16 protein-coding genes and 2 pseudogenes are annotated in these 20,298 nt (G+C 67.7%); 10 read left to right on the forward strand and 8 right to left on the reverse strand.

Annotation, left to right across the window (positions count from 1 at the left end):
* Positions 1-23 precede the first annotated feature (23 nt).
* The 3 genes from fmdA (at position 24) to ABZ396_RS39010 (ending at position 2,574) form a co-directional block, all read left to right on the forward strand.
* Positions 24-1,274, forward strand: a complete 1,251-nt coding sequence (gene fmdA, locus ABZ396_RS39000; protein ID WP_358922782.1) for a formamidase — start codon at positions 24-26, stop codon at positions 1,272-1,274.
* Between the two features lie 281 nt (positions 1,275-1,555).
* Positions 1,556-1,951, forward strand: coding sequence for a hypothetical protein (locus ABZ396_RS39005; RefSeq protein WP_358922780.1), 396 nt, complete (start codon positions 1,556-1,558; stop codon positions 1,949-1,951).
* The gene (locus ABZ396_RS39010; protein WP_358922778.1) at positions 1,948-2,574 is read left to right on the forward strand and encodes a hypothetical protein; all 627 of its coding nucleotides are present in this window, start codon (positions 1,948-1,950) and stop codon (positions 2,572-2,574) included. Before ABZ396_RS39005 ends, ABZ396_RS39010 begins: the two co-directional genes overlap by 4 nt.
* A 251-nt stretch (positions 2,575-2,825) precedes the next feature.
* Here the strand turns inward: ABZ396_RS39010 and ABZ396_RS39015 are convergent, their stop codons facing one another.
* On the reverse strand, positions 2,826-3,335 hold the full coding sequence (locus ABZ396_RS39015) for a DinB family protein (RefSeq protein ID WP_358922776.1): 510 nt from the start codon (positions 3,333-3,335) through the stop codon (positions 2,826-2,828).
* A gap of 616 nt (positions 3,336-3,951) precedes the next feature.
* Between ABZ396_RS39015 and ABZ396_RS39020 the strand changes: the two genes are divergently transcribed.
* Positions 3,952-5,841 (forward strand): propionyl-CoA synthetase, encoded by a 1,890-nt coding sequence (locus ABZ396_RS39020; protein WP_358922774.1) that lies wholly within the window; start codon positions 3,952-3,954, stop codon positions 5,839-5,841.
* A gap of 181 nt (positions 5,842-6,022) precedes the next feature.
* On the opposite strand, the gene ABZ396_RS39025 is transcribed toward ABZ396_RS39020, so the two are convergent.
* The gene (locus ABZ396_RS39025; protein WP_358922772.1) at positions 6,023-6,523 is read right to left on the reverse strand and encodes a PaaI family thioesterase; all 501 of its coding nucleotides are present in this window, start codon (positions 6,521-6,523) and stop codon (positions 6,023-6,025) included.
* A gap of 92 nt (positions 6,524-6,615) precedes the next feature.
* Here ABZ396_RS39025 and ABZ396_RS39030 point away from each other — a divergent pair, with 92 nt between their 5' ends.
* Positions 6,616-7,083: a helix-turn-helix domain-containing protein gene (locus ABZ396_RS39030; protein WP_358922770.1), complete on the forward strand. Its 468-nt coding sequence runs from the start codon at positions 6,616-6,618 to the stop codon at positions 7,081-7,083.
* 223 nt (positions 7,084-7,306) lie between these two features.
* On the opposite strand, the gene ABZ396_RS39035 is transcribed toward ABZ396_RS39030, so the two are convergent.
* Positions 7,307-8,329 (reverse strand): hypothetical protein, encoded by a 1,023-nt coding sequence (locus ABZ396_RS39035; protein ID WP_358922769.1) that lies wholly within the window; start codon positions 8,327-8,329, stop codon positions 7,307-7,309.
* An 850-nt stretch (positions 8,330-9,179) separates the two neighbouring features.
* On the opposite strand from ABZ396_RS39035, the gene ABZ396_RS39040 reads away from it, so the two are divergent.
* Positions 9,180-9,977: an AraC family transcriptional regulator gene (locus ABZ396_RS39040; RefSeq protein WP_358922767.1), complete on the forward strand. Its 798-nt coding sequence runs from the start codon at positions 9,180-9,182 to the stop codon at positions 9,975-9,977.
* Between the two features lie 1,174 nt (positions 9,978-11,151).
* On the opposite strand, the gene ABZ396_RS39045 is transcribed toward ABZ396_RS39040, so the two are convergent.
* From ABZ396_RS39045 to ABZ396_RS39055, 3 genes and pseudogenes are all read right to left on the reverse strand, one after another.
* A complete protein-coding gene (locus ABZ396_RS39045) occupies positions 11,152-12,399 on the reverse strand; it encodes a hypothetical protein (protein ID WP_358922811.1) in 1,248 nt (415 codons plus the stop codon).
* A gap of 845 nt (positions 12,400-13,244) precedes the next feature.
* Positions 13,245-13,361: pseudogene (locus ABZ396_RS39050) on the reverse strand (IS5/IS1182 family transposase); the annotation flags it as partial.
* Positions 13,362-13,579: 218 nt separating this feature from the next.
* Positions 13,580-14,158: a dihydrofolate reductase family protein gene (locus ABZ396_RS39055; RefSeq protein WP_358922765.1), complete on the reverse strand. Its 579-nt coding sequence runs from the start codon at positions 14,156-14,158 to the stop codon at positions 13,580-13,582.
* Positions 14,159-14,388: 230 nt separating this feature from the next.
* Between ABZ396_RS39055 and ABZ396_RS39060 the strand changes: the two genes are divergently transcribed.
* The 3 genes and pseudogenes from ABZ396_RS39060 to ABZ396_RS39070 form a co-directional block, all read left to right on the forward strand.
* The gene (locus ABZ396_RS39060) at positions 14,389-15,402 is read left to right on the forward strand and encodes an ISAs1 family transposase (protein ID WP_358922763.1); all 1,014 of its coding nucleotides are present in this window, start codon (positions 14,389-14,391) and stop codon (positions 15,400-15,402) included.
* On the forward strand, positions 15,399-15,632 hold the full coding sequence (locus tag ABZ396_RS39065; protein WP_358922761.1) for a hypothetical protein: 234 nt from the start codon (positions 15,399-15,401) through the stop codon (positions 15,630-15,632). The genes ABZ396_RS39060 and ABZ396_RS39065 overlap by 4 nt, the downstream gene beginning before the upstream one ends.
* Positions 15,633-15,800: 168 nt before the next feature.
* Positions 15,801-16,164, forward strand: a pseudogene (locus tag ABZ396_RS39070) (ATP-binding protein); the annotation flags it as partial.
* A 106-nt stretch (positions 16,165-16,270) separates the two neighbouring features.
* Here ABZ396_RS39070 and ABZ396_RS39075 read toward each other — a convergent pair.
* Both ABZ396_RS39075 and ABZ396_RS39080 read right to left on the reverse strand, forming a co-directional pair.
* Entirely contained in the window at positions 16,271-16,807 is a 537-nt protein-coding gene (locus ABZ396_RS39075; RefSeq protein ID WP_358922759.1) for a 2'-5' RNA ligase family protein, read from the reverse strand.
* Positions 16,808-17,123: 316 nt separating this feature from the next.
* Positions 17,124-18,263 carry a PP2C family protein-serine/threonine phosphatase gene (locus ABZ396_RS39080; RefSeq protein ID WP_358922757.1) on the reverse strand — a complete coding sequence of 380 codons (1,140 nt, stop codon included), beginning with the start codon at positions 18,261-18,263 and terminating at the stop codon, positions 17,124-17,126.
* Between the two features lie 454 nt (positions 18,264-18,717).
* On the opposite strand from ABZ396_RS39080, the gene ABZ396_RS39085 reads away from it, so the two are divergent.
* Positions 18,718-20,274, forward strand: coding sequence for a glycoside hydrolase family 15 protein (locus ABZ396_RS39085; RefSeq protein WP_358922756.1), 1,557 nt, complete (start codon positions 18,718-18,720; stop codon positions 20,272-20,274).
* The last annotated feature ends 24 nt before the right edge of the window (positions 20,275-20,298 follow it).

The following is a 20,298-nucleotide window of genomic DNA, read 5'->3' on the forward strand; positions in this document are numbered from 1 at the left end:
GACCAGAAACGAGGAAGGCTGTCATGCCAGAAGTTCTCTTCAAAGTGGACCACAGCAAGTCCATGCGTGACCAAGACGTTCCCGGACACAACAGGTGGCACCCGGACGTCCCCATAGCCGCCATGGTGAAGCCAGGATCGGAGTTCCGGATGGAGTGCCGGGACTGGACCGACTGCCAGGTCGGCAACAACGACTCCGCCAACGACGTACGCGACGTCGACCTCACCATCCCCCACATGCTCAGCGGCCCGATAGGCGTGGAAGGCGCCGAACCCGGCGACCTCCTCGTCGTCGACATTCTCGACCTCGGCCCCGTTCCGCAGCAGACCGGGGACTTCGCGGGCCAGGGCTGGGGCTATACCGGCATCTTCGCCAAGGCCAACGGCGGAGGCTTCCTGACCGACTACTTCCCGGACGCCTACAAGGCGATATGGGACTTCCACGGCCAACAGGCAGTCTCCCGCCACCTGCCCGGCATCCGGTTCACCGGAATCACCCACCCCGGACTGTTCGGAACCGCCCCCTCCACCGAGATGCTCGCCCGCTGGAACGCCCGCGAGAAGGCGCTGATCGACACGGATCCGAACCGTGTCCCGCCGCTGGCCGTACCGCCGGACGCCACCAACGCGCTCGCCGGCACAGCCACCGGAGACCTTGCACGGCACATCGCCGAGGAAGGCGCACGCACAGTGCCGGCCCGCGAAAACGGAGGCAACCACGACATCAAGAACTTCACCCGGGGATCGAGGGTCTTCTACCCCGTACACGTCAAGGACGCCAAGCTCTCCGGAGGCGACCTGCACTTCAGCCAGGGCGATGGAGAGATCACCTTCTGCGGCGCCATCGAGATGGGCGGCTTCATCGACTTCCACGTCGACCTGATCAAGGGCGGCATGGAGACATACGGCATCTCCACCAACCCCGTGTTCCTCCCGGGCAACGTCGAGCCGAGGTACACGGAATTCGTCACCTTCATCGGGATCTCCGTCGACCACGACACGGACACGAACTACTACTTGGACGCCACGCTGGCCTACCGCCGGGCCTGCCTGAACGCCGTCGAGTACTTCAAGAAGTTCGGCTACAGCGGAGAGCAGGCCTACCTGCTGCTCGGCTCCTCCCCCATAGAGGGACGTATCAGCGGCATCGTCGACATCCCCAACGCGTGCTGCTCGCTGTACGTACCCACAGCCATGTTCGATTTCGATGTCCGGCCAAGCACGGCCGGCCCGACGAAGGCCGACCGCGGTCAGTGCGCGATGGCCAGTGCCTGACCGGGCAACGAAGGTCCCGCAGCAGGCACCGCCAGGCTGTTGTCCCACTCACACATCAGGGGCGCTCCGAAGAGCGCCCCTGACCAGCGAATGACCTCAGAAGCCATCCGACGAGGTCGCCGCTTTCCTCGACCTCGCTGAAGCCGCCGGCGTACGGCACGTCACCTACCTCAGCGCCTACGGCGCCGACACCTCGCCCGAGGAGGTCGACATCAAAGCCGTCGAGGCCGGCCTCGACGCCCGCGCGACCATCACCCATTGCGTCGTGCGCCCCGCCTGGGTTGCAGAACTTCGCCGACGCCCACCTGCCGATCATCGACGGGGCGATCACGGCCCCCACCGACGGGGGCACCGAAGCCTTCGTCGACGCTGAGGACATCGCGGCCGTCGCGGCAGAGACCCTGCTCGCCCCCGAGGCCCACGCCGGTGCCAAGTACGAGCCCACCGGCCCGCAGGCCCTCACGGTCGCCGACGCGTGGATCGGCGGCGCGATCGCCGCGGGACTCGTCCCAGCCGACTACGCGGTGATGCTCCGCTGGCTGACCGGAGCCATCATCTCCGGCGACGGCACCACTCCCAACGACGACGTCGAGAAGGTCACCGGCCAGGCCCCGGCCACCTTCAGGGACTTCGCCCGGCGCAACGCACACGCCTGGACTACCCCGGCGGCCGGATGACCATGTCCATCGACAACCTTGAGGGCTTCGCCGCGCTGGACCCGTTCTTCCGGATCATCCGGGAGGGCCTGACGGGCCTGGCCGACGGAGAGCACTACTTCGGCCTCCTGTCCGAGGACGTCATCGTCGAGTACGTGGTCTCAGTCCCCGGCTACCCCCGCCGGGTCGAGGGACGCCAGGCGGTCGCCAACCTGTACCGCAGCTACGGCGATATGATGCTGTTGCACACCGTGGACGAACTGGCCGTCCACCGGGACCCTGAGACGTCCGTGGTCGTGTTGGAATACGCCGTGCACGGCCAGGCGGTCCGCACAGGGCGCGACTACGACAACCACTTCGTCTCCGTGGTCACCATCAAGGACCGCCAGGTGACGCACTGGCGGGACTACATGGACCCCGTCGCAGTACCAAGCCCTCGGATGGCCTGCGGAGCCTCGCTGAGTCCACCACCCATACACCGTCGGTCCACGGCGTGGTGTCGCGGGCCGGCGTGCGGGTGGGGCGCCGGATCAGATCAGCCTCCTTGCGCAACCGCTTGTCGTAGCCGGGCTGCTGGGGCAGGTAGAGAAAGACATGCCGCAGGTGAGCGCGGGCGTGCCGCAACCACCGGGCCTCGGAGGTGATGCCCGACTTGACCTGCATCATCGCCAGCGTCACCAACTCCGCGTCGCTGAGCAGCGCTGCGATGCCGACGGCCGGCCGCCACGGCCCCATTGCGGCGAATCCTTCGGCAGATCGTCGGTCTTCACATAGAGCGCGATGGCAAGGGAGTCCAACTCTGGATTCATGAACTGACGTTGGACCCCCTCCTTCCAGCCGCGCGAGCGATTCTCCGGAATGGATCAGCGATGGGAGACCGGTGGCACCTGCGGGCTCAAGCGCCTACTGTCCCGTCGACACCCTCACGCAGAAAGTCCGCGTGCCCGTTGTGGCGGCCGTACTCCAGGAGCACGTGCACCATCACCATCCGCAGCGATACATCCTCGTCCCATCTTGGCTGGTGTCCGGCCTGGTCCAGGGACTCAGCCTCCCGCTCGATACGGCGCGAGTTCTCCATCTCGGCCTCCCAGGCTGCGAACGCCTCGTCCCTGGTCGAGGCGCTCGCGTCGTAGGCAGCCTGGAAGTCGATCTTGTCGGACCAGACCATGGGAGCGTCGTTGTCCTCGAACACCCGACGGAACCAAGTGCGCTCCACCTCCGCCATGTGCCGCACCAGACCGAGCAGCGAAAGCGTGGACGGCGGCATCGACTGCTGCCGCAATTCCTCGTCGGTAAGCCCTTCGCACTTCATGGCGAGGGTCGCGCGATGGTAGTCGAGAAAAGCCCGCAGCATGTCGCGTTCGCTTCCAAAACTGGGCGGTCCTATGCGATTGTCGCTGGTCACTGGCCGTGCTCCTTATCTGTGCCCGCATTCAGGGCCAGAATCTACTCCCGTCGGCTGTCCCCAAACCAGGCCCGTCAACCGGACCTGGCTGTCACCACGAAGGGCGCCGGTCACGGGAATCAGCAAGGCTCATCGGTCACCCACAGCCGCAACTACCCCTTGGAATCGATCATCTGGAGCGACGGGTCGGCTGTCCGGCTCGCTCGCCTGACGGAAGCCCTGAAGCGATCGTCCACACCGAGAGTACCGAGCAGAGGACCGCCGTTGTCGACGCCGTCCTGGCCGTCGCCGAGGAGATCGGCGCGACGCCCGCACAGGTGTCGGTGGCCTGGCTCCGTGGGCGCGGCGCCCAGGCGTCGACCCCGTGCACTTTGAGTGCTCAGCCGGGTCGACCAGGCCTTCCACCAGATCGGCCACTGGCTCCACACCGACCTCGGCAACTGAACAAAACAACCGCGGGAGCCCGCCGACCAGATCCGCCACCACCTCGGCGGTGGTGGCCGGCAGCCGGTCTCCCGCGTCCCGCTCGATCCTGCCGGGCGGCATGCGGTATTCGTGTCCCACAGTTTTCTCTACGCCGCCAGACTGAGGCCCCGACGCGACAAAGGAGTCCGTGATGGGAATGTACGAGGATGTCTTCCGCGCCAGTACCGAAGACCCGGAGACCTTCTGGTTGAAAGCGGCGGAGGGCATCGACTGGGACGTCGCTCCGCACCGCGCCCTGGACTCCTCGGGTGCCCCCTTCTACCGCTGGTTCCCCGACGGTCGGCTCAACGTCTGCTTCAACGCGCTCGATCGGCATGTGGAAGCCGGCCGCGGCGAACAGCCCGCGCTCGTCCATGACTCTCCCGTCACCGGCGCCCGGCGCACCTATACGTATGCGCAACTGAGGGACGAGGTGGCGGCCTTCGCCGGGGCGCTCGCGCAGCTCGGTGTGGAGCGTGGCGACCGGGTGGTGATCTACATGCCGATGGTCCCCGAGGCCGCTGTCGCGATGCTGGCCTGCGCGCGGATCGGCGCTGTCCACTCGGTTGTCTTCGGCGGGTTCGCCGCGCGAGAACTGGCCCTGCGCATCGACGACGCCGCGCCCAAGGTGATCGTCTCCGCCTCCTGCGGTATCGAGGGCAAGCGTGTCATCGCGTACAAGCCGCTACTCGACCAGGCGATCGAACTCGCCACACACAAGCCACAGAAGAGCGTGATCCTGCAACGCCCGCAGCAGCGAGCCGAATTGGGATCCGACGATCTCGACTGGGACGATGTGGCCGCAGCCGCGCCGCCGGCCGACTGCGTTCCTGTCTCCGCGACCGATCCGCTGTACATCCTCTACACCTCCGGAACTACCGGAAAACCCAAGGGGGTTGTCCGTGACTGCGGTGGCTACGCGGTGGCCCTGCACTGGTCGATGGGCGCTGTCTACGACGTGGGCCCGGGCGAGACGATGTTCACCGGCTCCGATGTCGGCTGGGTCGTCGGGCACTCGTACATCGTCTACGCACCCCTGCTGGCCGGCGCCACGACCGTCCTGTACGAGGGCAAACCGGTCGGCACCCCGGACGCCGGCCAGTTCTGGCGCGTCGCCGCCGAGTACCGGGTCAAGACCATGTTCACCGCGCCCACCGCCTTCCGGGCCATCCGCAAGGAGGACCCGAAGGGAACGCTCACCACGGGTTACGACCTCTCCGGCCTGCGCTATCTCTTTCTCGCCGGCGAGCGGCTCGACCCCGAGACCTACCACTGGGCGAGCGCCCTCCTCGGCATCCCGGTGATCGACCACTGGTGGCAGACCGAGACCGGCTGGCCCATCGTCGCCAACCCGGTCGGCATCGAAGCCGCCCCTCTCAAGCCCGGCTCCCCCACCCGTCCGCTGCCCGGCTGGGACGTCCGCGTCCTCGACGCTTCCGGCGAGCCGGTGCCCGCGGGCGTCGACGGTGCGATCGTCGTGAAGCTCCCGCTGCCGCCCGGCGCACTCCCCACCCTCTGGAACGACGACCAGCGCTACGTCGCCTCCTACCTTTCCGCCTACGACGGCTACTACCTCACCGGCGACAGCGGGCACATCGACGGCGACGGTTATGTCTTCGTCATGGGCCGCACCGACGACGTCATCAACGTCGCCGGGCACCGGCTGTCCACCGGCAGCATGGAAGAAGCCCTGGCCGCCCACCCCGACATCGCCGAATGCGCCGTCATCGGTGTCGCCGACGCACTCAAGGGACAGGTCCCGCGCGGATTCGTCGTCCTGAAAGCCGGCACCGGCCGCGACCCGAGCGAGATCGAAGCCGAACTCGTCCAGCTCGTACGCGACCGCATCGGCGCCGTCGCCTCCCTCAAGGACGTCACGGTCGTGGCCGCCCTGCCCAAGACCCGGTCGGGAAAGATCCTGCGCAAGACAATGCGCGGCATCGCCGACGGACGGGACGAACCCATTCCCTCCACGGTGGACGACCCCAGCGTCATCGAGGTCCTGCGCCCGGTCCTCCGCCACCCCGGACACACCCCGTGAACGGCTGACTGACGCGGCGCGGCCAGGACAGCCGTGATGGGCCACAGCTCAGGTGCCGGCTGCCGCACCTGAGCTGTGGCCCATCATCTGTTTTTCCACCGGGCCAGTGCGGACGTCATCGCCGTCGGCATCATGGCTCTCGCCCACCACTCCGGCCTCGTCGAGCGCATAGGAGTGGTGGTCACCCTTGAGAGGGCGGCACCGGGAAGAGCATGCAGCTGCTGGTGGCATGGGCGAGTAGACGGTCCGCCGCGTCGACCAACTGCGCCTGGGCGAGGGCGGTTTGACGTCCCTTGCTGACCACCGTGCCGATGGCGCGCACCGGGCCCGTGTCCACGGTGATCCGCCGCAGGAACTTCACCGTCAGGTCGAGTGAGGTGTATGCCATTCCCTGCGGGAGGGTCGACTGGACGGCGCAGCCCGCCGCCGAGTCGAGCAAGGTGGCGAAGATACCGCCGTGCACACTGCCGATCGGGTTGTAGTGCTCCTCCCCTGGGGTCAGTGAGAAGACCGCTCTGCCGGGTTCCACCTCGTCGAGGGTGAAGTCGAGGGTGTAGCCGATGGGCGGCCCGGGCAGCCGCCCGGCCTGCAGGTCACGCAGGAAGTCGATGCCTGACGTGCGTCCGGCGGCTTCCGCCAGGAGAGCGGGGTCGTCCCAGTGATACGTGCGTGTTCGTCCCACGGCTCAGCGCCTCCCGGTCTGACTTTTATGAGTGAAGCTAGCCGTCCATCATCTGACTGTCAATGACGAAGCCAGGGCCTTACGATGGTCGGATGGAGTGGCTTGAGGCGAGCACGGAGAACTGCCCTGTCCAGCGCGCGCTCGACGTGGTCGGGGAGAAATGGACTCTGCTGATCCTGCGTGACGCCGTCAACGGGGTCCGCCGCTTCGACGACTTCCACCGCCATATCGGCCTGTCGGAGGCCGTCCTCAGCGACCGTCTCCGGAAGCTGACCTCGGCCGGCATCCTGAGAACGGTCCCCTACCGGGAGCCCGGCAGCCGCGCCCGCAACGAGTACCGCCTGACGCGCAAGGGCTGGGATCTGTGGCCCGTGCTCATGGCGCTGAGCCAGTGGGGCGAGTCGTATGCCCTGGGCCCGGAGGGCCCGCTGCTGGACGTTCGCCACACCGACTGCGGCGCTCAGGTCCGCGTTGTCGTCGAGTGCTCCGGGGAGCACTCCGCCGTCGCCCCTGGAGATGTCACCGCCCGGCTGGGAGCGGGAGCCCGTCCCCGGTCGTGAGCCGCGCGGACGGAACGCACATCACCTCGGCCGCCCCCGGGGTGTTGATCAGCAATCGGTTCCGCCGCTCCAGTCCGTGAATGGAGCTGGGCACGGCTGGTGCAGACAGTCCTCGGGGAGGCGGGCGACGAAGGGGGTGCTGCGGCAGCCGCTGCTCGCCGTTCAGATGCAGGAAGCGCTGCTGACCGGTCTGCTGCCCAGTCAGCAGACGAACCTGTCGGCATCACCGTCCAGGGCCGCCCGATGGCGTGTCCGTGCCTTCGTCCTGCTGTACCGACGTCTCCTTGAGCTGCCGCTGACGTGCGCGCTGTCGCCGTCCGTAGGCCGCGTAACGTACCTGGTCGTCTGTTTCCAGACTGGTGCCGAAAGCACCGCCGACCAACGCGATGGCGGTGATGAACCAGGCCAGGTAGATGTAATCGCCCGCACCCACTGGGCGTCCGATGAATTTCTGAAGTACTGATGCGGCCAGCAACAGGAACGACACGGCGACGAGGACCCCGAAGAGAACGATGGCCAGGACGACAACCGCGAGCGCAACCGTGATCAGAGTGACCAGATTGTAGGGGTAGAAGGGATGGCGGCCGGCAGGCAGGTCATCGGCACGTTCCCACAGGTCATGGTCGATGATGACCCATGCGGTCAGCGCCGACGCCGCCAGCACCGTGGTGATCACGTACTGCCAGGTACCCAGCGCGGCAGCGAGGTTCCAGGCCACGGCATTCATGAACAACACCGTCGCCGTGGCAAACACACCCGCCAGCCCGCGTGACAGGGAGCCGAACAGCCGCCAGGGACGGTTGGCGTGCACCATCCCGGCCACGAGGCGGACATGCCCACGCAGACCAGGGACGACGTAGCGCCGTGGCACGTCAGAAGCGTCACCGGCGCTGGGGCCCGCCTGATGAGGTGGGCGGCCGATGACCTCCGGGTGCTGCAGCGCGTCCTGATGCATGACGAGCTGCCGGACGATGTCCACGATCGCCTGCCGCACCCGGCGACGGAGTCGGCGAGACCCAAGTGCCGGCAGGGAGATCACTGCGGCACGGTGTTCCGTGTCGATTTCCACGCTGATCGGCTGCAGCCTCGCTCGCCGCGGGAGATCCGTGATGAAGATGGCGATGTCCCACTTGATGCCTTGCAGGTGGTGGCTGACGGCGTCCGCGAGGTCGGAGACGTCCGCCTGCTCGGCGCCGACCAGTGGAGCGGTGAAGGCGTCCACCTGCCACTCGACCCGGCTGCTCACGGCCCGGGTGAGATATCGGGGCAAACGGGGGGCCAGGGCCCGAGCGATCTCCGAGGGCACGCCGGGATCGGCGACAAGGACCAGGCGTTGCCGACCGGTTGGCGGCGGCGTCATGGTCCGGCACACCGGACAAGCGGTGCCGCTCGTGCGTATCTCGGCCGAGACAGGGAGCCGGCCACAGGTACGGCCGAAGCAGTGTCCGCCGGCTGCGTCGTCGTCCCCGAGGACGTGAGGTGGCCCGTGTTCGGCACCGTCATCGGCACGGCCTTCATGACGTTTCCTCTGCCACCGGGCTCACGCGCTCAAACCAGGTAGGAAGCGGAGTCGATCGAAGGGACGCGGCCCCATCGGAACCGGTCAGTGCCCTTTCCGCCGGGGCAGCCCTGGCGCCTGGCGCCGGTCCTCGCCCCGAAGCACGGGCCGGCCATCCGAACGGCGGGAAGAGCCGACCACCGGGGCTTCGGAGTCCGGTTCACCGGCAGTCACCCGCCCTGGGCCAGGCCGGTGACAGCACGGAGGCGGCAGCCTGGCGCCGTCATCACCCCGTCGCGTCGCCAGGCGGCTGAACGCGCGGCTGTCCCTCCACCGGCGTAGCGTCGTCCCTAGGCAGCCCGGGCCACCGCCGGGATCGAATGCGTGAGTGCGAGGCGTTGTGGTCAGAGGCAGCGACCAGCGAAACGAGGTACGACGGACCCTGTTCTGCACCTCGGATCCCGATCAGAGCCGAGCCTATCTGGCCTCCATGTACGGCACCGGGATGCGCATGGGCCGACCGTCGGAACGCCATGAGACGTTCCGGCATGAACGGCGAACGGCGAGTCGCCTGTGCCTGGACAGGGTGGCCCTGCCCATGACGGTGGCGGTGGACATCGAGCCGCTCGACCGGGTCCTGGTGCAGGAGGTGCTTGAGGGACGCATCAGTGTCCGGTTCGGGGGCGGCGACGTCGGCTTTCCTGCGGGCAGCGTCATGGTGCCGGCCCCACCGGGACTGCCGTACCACACCGACGTGGACAGCATTTTCTCCGACATAACGGTTCTGGACCTCGGTTTCCTGCGTGCGGTCGCTGGTCTGGGCAACGGGGAGGGCACGGCCCCGCTGCGCCTGCTACGGCCGCGCGAGGCGGCTTCGCCGACCCATACGGCACTGTGGCGGGTCGCGCGCCAGGACGCCTGGAAGCTGCTGGCCGACACCGGAGCGCCGACGACGCCACTGGTCCTGGACGCGGCGGCCAGACTGCTGGCCGCCGTCACCCTCACCGCCTTCCCGAACAACTATGCGGTGGCGGATCCGCTGCAGGCCGGGCCGGGCCACGTGGGGGCGGAGACGGTGCGCCGGGCAGTGGAGTTCATCCATGCACACGCCGACCGGCCCATCACGCTGGACAACATCGCTTCCGCCGCCGGCGTCTCGACCAGAACCCTTCAGTACGGCTTTCGCCACCACTACGACACGACCCCCATGGCCTACCTGCGCACTGTGCGCCTGGAACGCGCTCACCAGGACCTCCGGTTGGCACGGCCGGGCGACGGGGAGACCATCAACGTCGTGGCGGCACGGTGGGGATGGCAGGCGCCGCACGCCTTCGGCGCCGTCTACAGGCAGGTGTACGGCACGTGTCCCTCCCAGACCTTGCGCGCCCCGACCTGACCTGCGCAAGCAGTACGGGCCGTTGGCAGGGCGCTTGCACCCGGCATCCTCCCGCAGACCCGCGAGCCCCTTCGGTACCGATCAGGACGTCGGAAGGTCACGGCCTCCAGGGACAGGGCGAGGACGCCCGCATGGTTCACCAACGTGCCCTTGGGGGCTCCGCGGCTTCATGTCGCACTTCGGCACCCGATCTCAGGATGGGATCGCGCAGGCCCGCGAGGGCTGGGAGAAGAGCACTCCTTTCGGCGAGGTGAAGCGCTACGACGGCGCCCCGCAGGAACTCCGGCACTGCCGGAGACGCCGAGGACTACCCAGCAGGCCGCCTCACGACGGTGGTCATTGAGGCGGGCACCAGGGGGCGCGGCCGTAGAGGCGCTTCCGAGGCTTCGCGTGCTTCCAGGGAGCGCCCTTCCAGGGACGGCTCGTGCGGCGGGCTGCGACGCGGCGTTCGCTGAGGCCGAGCTGTACCGCCTGCGGCTGACGATGCGCACGGCCCTCCCGGCCAAGAACAGGTGCCTGACCGGCGACGTGGCGGCGGTGGCCGACACCACCCGGGAATCGGAACGGATCATCGCCTCCGGTGCCGGCTTCACGGGCTGGCGGGAGTGGACGGCCCTCACGGCGCACGCCCTACGTGGCGGCGATCGCGACGGTGTCGAGCAGCTCTACTCGCAATGGTCGGCGACGGGGCGGAGACCGGGCGCTAATTACCGTGTGCTCGAACGGCTCTTCATGTTCCCGGGTTCCCGGCGCGGCTCGCCCGGTACGGATCGAAGCCTACGAGCCGTGCTCGGCGGTGGACGAGCGCTGGCACCAGATCATCGAGTGACTGACGACACCGTGGGACGTGCACTGACCGTTGCCGTGCCGCACCCTCCTCGGGAACCGCGCCGGCGAAGCTCGACATGCATGTCGGGGCAGCGGCGACAACGACGGACGCGTCAAATGGCCCGTCTTGGCCTATGACTGCCGTCGCGCAGCAGCACACCTGGATGCCATTCGCCACTGCATCTGCGGCTCCGTCCGTGCTCGGACGGAGCCGCAGATGCCTGACATGCAGAGAAAGTCACTGCTCCTGACCACGGACACGGCCGCGCCCCGCCGGGAGAACGGCCACCACCGGGAGCATCCGACGCTCGCACAGTGCGGCGAGGCAGTCCGTCTTCGTGGTTAGTCAGCTGAGTGAGGTGAGGAGGGTGTTGAGCGCCTTGACTTCCGTGGCCTTGTCGGGGGTCGAGGCGCGTAGCGACGTCAGGACTTGGTCGATTTCGCTGTCGAGGAAGTGCCAGGACTGCTCGCTCTTGGGCTCAAGGGTGGGCTGGCCGTCGTCCCAAGCGGTCTCGAGGTCGGTCACCCGGGTGGTCGCGGCTGCCTGATCGCCCGAGTTGAGCTTCGCCAGGATGTCGGCTGTGATCGTGCGGAATTTCGCGATCTCGGCCGGAGGAAACGGTGACGTTGCCTGCTTCGGGGTGAGATGAGCGGTCGGCGGTGCGGGAGCCTCGCTGGCCGCAGCCGCGTGGGGCTGCTGGTGTGCCCAAACGAGAAGTGCTGCGGTTGCGACCGCTACAACGGCGTAGTAACCGAGCATGAGCCGCTCCCGCGCCGGGTTCGCAGCTCCTGGGGCATCGCTCAGGTCGGAGGTCTCGATGACATCGCTGCGGCTGAGCGTGAGGTACACGACCGTAGCCAGAATCGCGGCCAGGAAGATCACGCTGGTCACCGCGGTGCCGAGGCCCAGGCCGCCGTCGCCACTGGGCGAGCCGAGCCAGTCGCCGAGGTTGGCGCCGAGCGGGCGAGTGAGGATGTAGGCCAGCCAGAAGGAGAGCACCGCATTGGCGCCGAGACGCCACGCGAGGACGATCGCGACGATCAACCCGAGAGGCAGGAGCACGGAGACGCCCGGGGTCCAGCCGGTCAGCTCCAGGGTCCAGTCGCCGGTCGCGGTACCGAGGGCAAAGGTGACCAGGACCGCGAGCCAGTAGAAGAGTTCACGGGGGCGGGTGGTGATGCTGTGGACCGACAGGGTCCGCTCGCGGACGTACCAGACCCCGAAGACAACGGCCAGGACAACGGCGAACACGCTGCTGCTCACCGCGAGGGGAACGCCCTGGCTGTCGGTGAGGATGTCGGTGTAGAGGGTACCGGTCACGCTCACCACCACGACGGTGAGCCAGTAGACGAACGGGACGTAGCGCTTGGTGCTGAGCTGCCAGCCCAATACGCCTGCCAGAACGGCGGTGAAGATCAATGCGGTGTTGATCAGGCCGACGCCGAGGTTCATGTTGATCCAGTCGGCGAAGCTTTCGCCGACCGTGGTGCACAGGATCTTGATGATCCAAAACCAGATCGTGACCTCGGGAACCTTGTTCAGCATTTGCCTGGCAGGCGTCCGAAGACTCTCGGACGTCGTCACAGTTGTCATATAACCCTCGCATAGAACGGGTGGCAGCACGGAGGGGCGTCCCACACGTCTGCCGAACGGTAACTGTCTGTAAATGCGTAGATAAGCGCAGCTCGGATCCACGACGGGATGACTTCGACTGCTCGTCAAGCTCATTCGGGCCACGCCGCCGAGGGCGTCATCCGTGACACGGTTCGCGTTCTCGGAATGACCTCCGCTTTCGTTCTTTCCTCGGCCTGCGCGAGGACTTTCGGCATACTTGCTATGACCCGGGGGCAGCACACCTTGCTGGACGGTAAGCGTTCGGCTTCTCGGATCGGGTCGTGCCCCTGCCGGTCGGCCGGAAGGCCCCCCATTCCCTAACCAGCCTGAGGAATCCTTGGAGCCGATTCGAGCCCTGCCCAGCGGAGTTGGTCGGATTCTGGGAACCTTCGTCCCGAGATCCAACCGGTGTGACGCGTGAATTCGCGTCGCCCGATCCCCCGTGCGGCCTCCCCTCCCGGCCACGCAGAGGCTCTCCCGCCACTCCCCCATTCAGTGCCGGAGAGGCGGCGTGAGCCCGCCTCTGCCGGTAGGCCGCCAGCTCGCTGCTGGTCTCCCCTCTGAGTGCCCGCCTCTGCAAGCACCGGACTCCCAGAAGTTTCATAGGTCATAGTGCCCGACTGTGCCAGCGGAAACCTGAACGCATCCTGACTGCCACCGCGTATCACTCGCCTCACTGGTGCAGCACGAGCAATACGGCTCCATGCACACACGACGTTTTCTCCGTAACGGTCGTCCGTCCGTCCCCCCGCCGCCCCCGCGACGGAAGAAGACCAGCATCGGGCTGCAGCGAGACCCAGAAGGGTGAGGTTGTTGCGGGGATGACGCCTGTAACGGGGACTGAGTCTGCGGTGGCCGGATAGCCACGACCTCGTCCTCTCGATCCCCCACCCATGAGGTCCCAGTCGTTCACTGGACTCTATGACTACGCGGGCGATCCGGACTCCGATGCGCTTGCCGCTTCATCATTTCCGCAGGCGCGGACGGTCATACGCCTTGTCCGAATCCACCGCCCGGGCTTGAAGTAGCCGCCACGATGCGGGTCGTGACTCGTGTGGTGCCCCGCCAGGGCGTGTTCAAGTTCCTGGTAGGTGCGGCATGTCGGCCCGTGGAAGGGGGCAGGTTCGGCTGCGGGACCTGGTGCAGCGCACGGTTGTGTTTAGCTGTGCAGGGTGGGTCGGTAGATGAGCTCTTGGGTGTGGCCGTCGAACGTCCGGCCCTCGATCAGCTCGAGGTCGAAGTCGGCCGCGCCCTTGAAGATCGGGGCGGTCCCGGTCTGACCGCTGATCACAGGGAAGAGCGTCACCTGGACGCGGTCGACGAGCCCCGCGGCCATCAGCGCCCGGTTCAACGACAGGCTGCCGTGCGAGCGCAACGGCACCTCGGACTCTTTCTTGAGCCGGGCGACGACGTCGACGGCGTCGCCGGCCACGACGGTCACGTCCGGCCATGCGAAGGGTCCGGCGAGCGTCGTCGACACCACCGTTGTCGGCGTGCGTCGCATCCGGGAGTTCACCGGGTCGAGTTCGGCCTCTGGGATCGGGCCCAGCAGCTCCACGAACTGCCGAAAGGTGTTGGTCCCGAGAACCATCTGCTGCTCTTCACTGGCCACGGCAAGGCGGTTGTCAAGAAACTCAGGGCCCTGTTTTCCCCAGTAGCCGCCCCAGTCGCCGTCGGGGCCGTAGGAGCCGTAGCCGTCGAGGGTGGAAAAGACGTCCCAGGTGTAGATGGCGGTCATGGTGCTCTCCTCGCGTGCGGTTGATGGTGTGTTGTGGATACAGACGAGGAACCATGACGAAGCTCATCGCACTTGGACTCCTGGATTCGGGTCGCCTTCGATGCGGGTCGCCTTTAAGTTCCTGGGTCGTGTGGGCTGCGTAGCTGCGACTGCTTGGGGCGCAGAGCGGAACGGGCACAGACTTCGTGATCATCGTTGCTGCCCAAAATCTATGGCCTCGAAGGTATCCCGTGCCCTGTGCCCCGTCCTCCACGATTCCCGCGATCCTGGCGAAGCTCGGGCCGCTCGACCCCGATCACGTCCCCGACCTGCGCCCCTACCTGGAGTCGGTGCCCCACCCCCGGTCGCGGCGGGGCCGCTGGTACTCCCTGGTCTCGATCCTGGCCGTGTGCGCGTGCGCGGCCGTCTCGGGCGCGAAGACCATCGAGGAGATCGCCGAGTGGGGCGCCCGTGCGGCCACTGGCCTGCTGGCGGTCATCGGCATCCGTCACCACCTCCTCAGGTGGCGACGCGCTCCGTCGCCGGCCACGATCGGGCGGGTGCTGGGGGCCGTCGACGGTGACGCCCTGGACCGTGCGGTGGGCGCCTACCTGGCTGACCGGCACCGCGCCGCCACCGAGCCCGCCCGGGCGCCGTCCGCCTCCGCGTCCCGGCGACCGCGCGTGATCGCCGTCGATGGCAAAGCACTCAGGGGCTCAGCCCGCCTCACCTCGACGCGCCGACACCTGCTCTCCGCGGTCACCCACGGCACCGTCGTGACCCTCGCCCAGGCCGAGGTCGGGACGAAGACGAACGAAACCACGCGCTTCCGTCCCCTGCTGGCACCGCTTGACCTGGCAGGTACCGTCGTCACCTTTGACGCCCTACACTCGGTCAAAGCGAACATCTCGTGGCTGGTCGAGACCAAGAAGGCCCACTACATCGCCGTGATCAAGACCAACCAACCGACTGCCCACAGCCAGTTCGCGGCGCTGCCGTGGCGGGACATCGCCGTCCAGCACACCACCTCCGGGACCGGGCACGGACGCCACGAGTCACGCTCGATCAAGACCTGCTCCATCGCAGACGAACTCGGCGGGATCGATTCTTCCCCCACGCGCGCCTGGCCATCCGCGTCCACCGCCGCCGCAAACAGTCCGGCAAGCGCGAGACCCGCGAGAGCGTCTACGCAGTCACCAGTCTCGACGCACACCAAGCCGGCCCCGCCGACCTGGCCGCCGCGATTCGCGGGCACTGGGGAGTGAAGAACTCATCCCACCACATCAGGGACGTCACCTTCGCCGAGGACGCCTCCACCGTCCACAGCGGGACCGCACCTCGCGCCATGGCAACCCTGCGCAACCTCGCCATCGGCGCGCTGAAAACCCTCGGAGCCGACAACATCGCCAAGACCACCCGAGCAATTCGCGACGAACCAGAACGAGCACTCCCGATCCTGGGCATCACCAACACCCCGGAAACCTACGGAACTTGATCGAGCCCTGGTGCCCCGCCGCCACAAGCTTCGGGAGCAATGCTCAAGGCCTGTGGACCGGCATCGGGTTGAACGCAATGGGCGTTCTTTCCCGAGTGATCGGTTGGTGGTCATCGGGTAGGCCGGTGCTGCGAACACCGGTCGGGAGCACGCTCGTGCTCGGCGTAGTCCAGCCTCGACGACATCGTCGTGGACCTCACCGCCGCCGAAGCCGAGGACGCCTGACCAACGAGCTCGGTACGTACTTGCGGCCTGCGGTCCTCGTCCTGGACCAAGTCGGCTGTCAGCCCCTCATCCGCGCGGAGGCCAACCTGGTCTTCCAGGTGATCTCCAAGCGCTACGAGAAGGGCTCGATCATCCTGCGAACAAGACCTTCAGTGAATGGGGACAGGGGTTTGGCGACGAGGTCCTCCCCACCGCCGTCCTCGACCGCCTCCTGCACCGCTGCGGAGTGATCTCCGTCAACGGCCCCAGCTACCGGCTCAAGAACCGGCTCGCTGCCATCGGACGAGAGCAGGACGACACAGCCTGACGACGTGGCCGACAATGACCGAATGGATGTCACGGAGTGGCTGTGAACGACTTCGCCCACACCAAGGCCCAGCACAGCGGCGGCTGACCGATGACCAACAGAGGGATCACCGGAGCGCGAACGCCGCTCGCTGCTGCCACCCTGTTCCGTCGTGGACCATCAGATCGACCGACGACACGCGGGCAGTGACGGGAAGCCGGCTGCGAAGGGCGGCCTCGGCCTCCTCCAGCACGGCGTCGTCTTGCCCCTGGGCGATGGTCAGATGCGGGACGACCTCGTCGAATCGCCCGCCGAACGGTGAGGTCTCCGGCCACCGGTCCGCGATCGCCTCGGTGAGCCGACGGAACGGGAGGTCCGGTTCGGGAACGAGATACAAGATCCCCGGGAATCGCCCGCAGTGCTCGAACCGGGCCTCGAAAGGCCGGTGACGCCCGATCACTTCTCCGATGGCAGCGAAAGCATCGTCGTCGATGAGGCTCTCGTCGAGAAACGGGAAGAGGACGGTGACATGGGCCGGAACACCCGCACGGGCTGAAGGGTCCAGCCTGTCACGCCACGCTCGAACAGCAGGTTCTACGTCGGGGACCCTCACGATGAGTCCTGACTGCCCTGCTTGAAACGCACCGGAGTCGTCGCCTGCCATCGCACATATGTATCAGCGAGCCCCGAATGGCAGCGACCCGATTACGATCACGACCGGTTGAACCCGCGGTCGGCACCCGGCGCGGCCCTCTCTCAGGTGGGGCCAATCGACTCGTTCACGACAAGCACTCAAGATCACCAATCGGGGCCAGCGGACTCGTTCCCATGGGGCCAATCGACTCGTTCGAAGCCACACTCCGACAACCACGGGGCCGCGGCGCCGCTGAACCAGGCCCGCGCGCCGACTTCGCCGAGAGTGGCGGCCAGGTCGCCGGTGCGGCGGCGCAGCTCATCAATGGCGGGCTGGACGTGCTGCCTCACGCCGGTGGGCTGAGGCTGGTGGCTCCCGGACTGCCGCGTGTCGCGTCTGTGCCGTGATGGTTGTCACCGACGTGAGCAACCTTCTTCAGGTACTTGACCGGGCTCAGCGTGGGCAGACGTTGGATGACCACCATGGCTGCGTCGTCGCCCAGACGCCCGCCGACATGCGTGAGAACGTCGTCTCGGATGTGGTGCAGCAGCGCCTCGGGGCCGAGGTCGGTCCACTGGGCGACGCGTTCGGCGAGCGGGTAGAAGGAACGGTCGGGACCGCGCGCTTCGATCACGCCGTCGGTGTAGAGGAGAAGCGCGTCGTCGTCGTCGAAGGTGAAGACGTCAGTGGTCCAGCGGCCTCGCGGCAGTGTGCACATCCCCAGTGGGGGCTGGGTAGCGCTGGGGTAGAGGGCCGTCACGCTGCCCTTGCGCAGAAGCAGCGGAGGGGGGTGTCCGCAGTTGATCGTCTGGGCCACGGGGGAATCGTCGGGGATGTCCAGGAGCAGGACGGTGACGAAGTGCTCTTCGAGATCATCTGCCGTGGAGTGCACGGTGTACTCGGCCAGGTGCCTGCAGATGCTGCCTTCCAGTGCGTCGATGAGTTCTACGAGACTGCCGTACCGATGGGCAGCTTCCCGGAAGGCGCCCATCAGGGTTGAGGCGTCGCTGATGGCGGTCAGGCCCTTGCCCCGGACATCTCCCATGAGGAGACGAGTGCAGTGCTCACCGCGCGTGGCTGCGTAGAGGTCTCCGCCAATCTGCGCTTCGTCCTCAGCCGCCAGATAGCACGAGGCGATGCGCAGCGGACCCATCCGGTGGGGCAGTGGCCGCAGGACCACCTGCTGTGTGGCTTCGGCGACCGACCGCACCCGCTCCAGCTCACGGTTGCGCCGCGCACGCTGGCGGCAGTAGAGCACGATGAGACAGGCCAACAGAGCCAGGGCGATGACCTGCACCGTGTGATTCCAAGAGCCCAGATCACCGTGTGCCATCCCGATGATCACTTGGCATACTACGGTCAGGCCTCCCATCACCGCTACGAGGCCGGGGCCTCCGAATGACGCCGTGATCGCGGGCGCAGCCACCAGCAGCGGGCTGAGCTGTATACGGTCCCTCGCCCAGATGTCGATGAGGGTGATCGCCACCAAGCCAAGCAGACTCGCAACCAGCGCCCGACTCGAGTGCCATGGCTGCCGAAGATCCGCAAGGCGCCGCCGAAGGCCCATGCCCCCACTATCCTCCTTCGGGGCAGACGGCACTGCTCGTCCGCCCCCACCACTACGTCTTCGGCGGCGCGGCGCAGCCGGAGGAGGTGCCACGCCTCGTGGCGGCCCTACGAGATTGACTCGCCGGGCACTCGGTCGCGCTCCCGGTGGCCTGAGGCCTTGGGTGCGGGGTTCCGGGGTGCGGACGGGTTCCCGCACCGTACGAGGGGCTCAACCCGCGTCCTCCCCAGGCGCTGGGAGGCCCGCCCGGGCGGCCCCGCTCTGGATGCGCGGCCGCCCGGCTCCGTGGTCCGATGCTTCTGAAGGCACGTCGACGTGCCGCTACGGCGGGCATCATCCGCAGCACGACCAGGGCCACCGCACGAACCCCGCCATGTCCGTCGTACCGACCCCTCTCGACGCCACCGCACCGGACCCGGCCCCGAGGACCCAGGATGCCCGCACAGCCGTACCCGCCGATCGCCGACCACGGCTGGTGGGCGATCTTCAGACCACCGCGATGATCTCGGCCGAGGGCGTGGTCGACTGGTTCTGCTCGCCGCGCTTCGACTCGCCCAGCGTCTTCGCGGCCCTTCTCGACCACGAGCGTGGCGGCCACTTCGCCATCACCGCCGACGCCCCGGACGCCACCGTGCGCCAGCTCTACCTGTCGGACACCGCCGTCCTGATCACCCGCTTCCTGACCGCCGACGGGGTCGGCGAGGTCATCGACCTGATGCCGCTGCCCGCGGACCCCACGACACCCACCGGCCGTCACCGGCTGATCCGGATCATGCGGGTGACCCGCGGCCGGGTCCGGTTCGGCGTGGAGTGCCGTCCGCGCCTCGACTACGCGCGGGCCGCGCACACCCTAGGGCTGCGGGAGAACACCGCCCACTTCGCCGGCGCCGGAACCGACGTCTTCCTTCAGGCCGCCGGACCGGTGACGCTGGAGCGGGACGGGGACGACATCACCGCGAGCGTGGAGCTGGGCGAGGGCGAGCTTGCCGCCACGGTACTGACGGTGCGCGATGCCGGGGGCGGACTACCCACGCCGTTCGACGAGGCGGACGTGCGGCGCGAGTTCGAGGCCACCATGTCCTTCTGGCACCGCTGGATCCGCCGCTGCCGCTACCGGGGGCGCTGGCAGGACATGGTCAACCGGTCCGCGATCACGCTCAAGCTCCTGACCTACGCCCCCACCGGAGCCCCCGTGGCGGCGGCCACCATGGGACTGCCCGAGCAACTCGGCGGCCAACGCAACTGGGACTACCGCTACACCTGGGTGCGCGACGCCTCCTTGTCCGTGAAGGCCCTGGTCAGGCTCGGCTTCACCGATGAGGCCAACGCGTTCCGGCACTGGCTCGCCGACCGCTTCCGGGAGCGCCGCACGATCAACGGCGATCCCCTCCAGATCATGTACCGGGTGGACGGCGACCCCCACTTGCGTGAGGAGACCCTGGACCACCTGAAGGGCTACCACGGCTCGGGGCCCGTGCGGATGGGCAACGGCGCCGCCGGCCAGCTCCAGCTCGACATCTACGGCGAGGCGGCCTACGCCCTGCCCCTCCCCGGCGCCGACCGTGCCGGGGTCGACTATGACGGCTGGCTCGCCCTCTCCGAGGTGCTCGACTGGCTTGCCCACAACTGGGACCGTCCCGATTACTGGACAGGCCCCCTCCACCGTCTGGGAAATCCTCACACAGGAAGGCATCGACCCCCGCACCCGCTTGGATGGGGGTTCTCGGCAGGCGCAGAGTTGTTCGCCGACGCGGAGTTCGCCTGTGCGTTCCGGGCGGCGGAGACGCGGGGCTGGTCGCCGGCAGACTGGTTACCGGACATCACCGATTCAAGCTGGGTAGCACCGGTGCCGCCGAGCTCACGCGCCCGTAGGCACCATGGAGCGCCCCTGCCTGAGTGGCCGGTGCGCTCCGATGGTGCCTACAGGTGAGGGTCCGCGAGGCCCGGCCCCGCG

The organism is Streptomyces sp. NPDC005866 (genome assembly GCF_040629895.1).
Classification (GTDB): domain Bacteria; phylum Actinomycetota; class Actinomycetes; order Streptomycetales; family Streptomycetaceae; genus Streptomyces.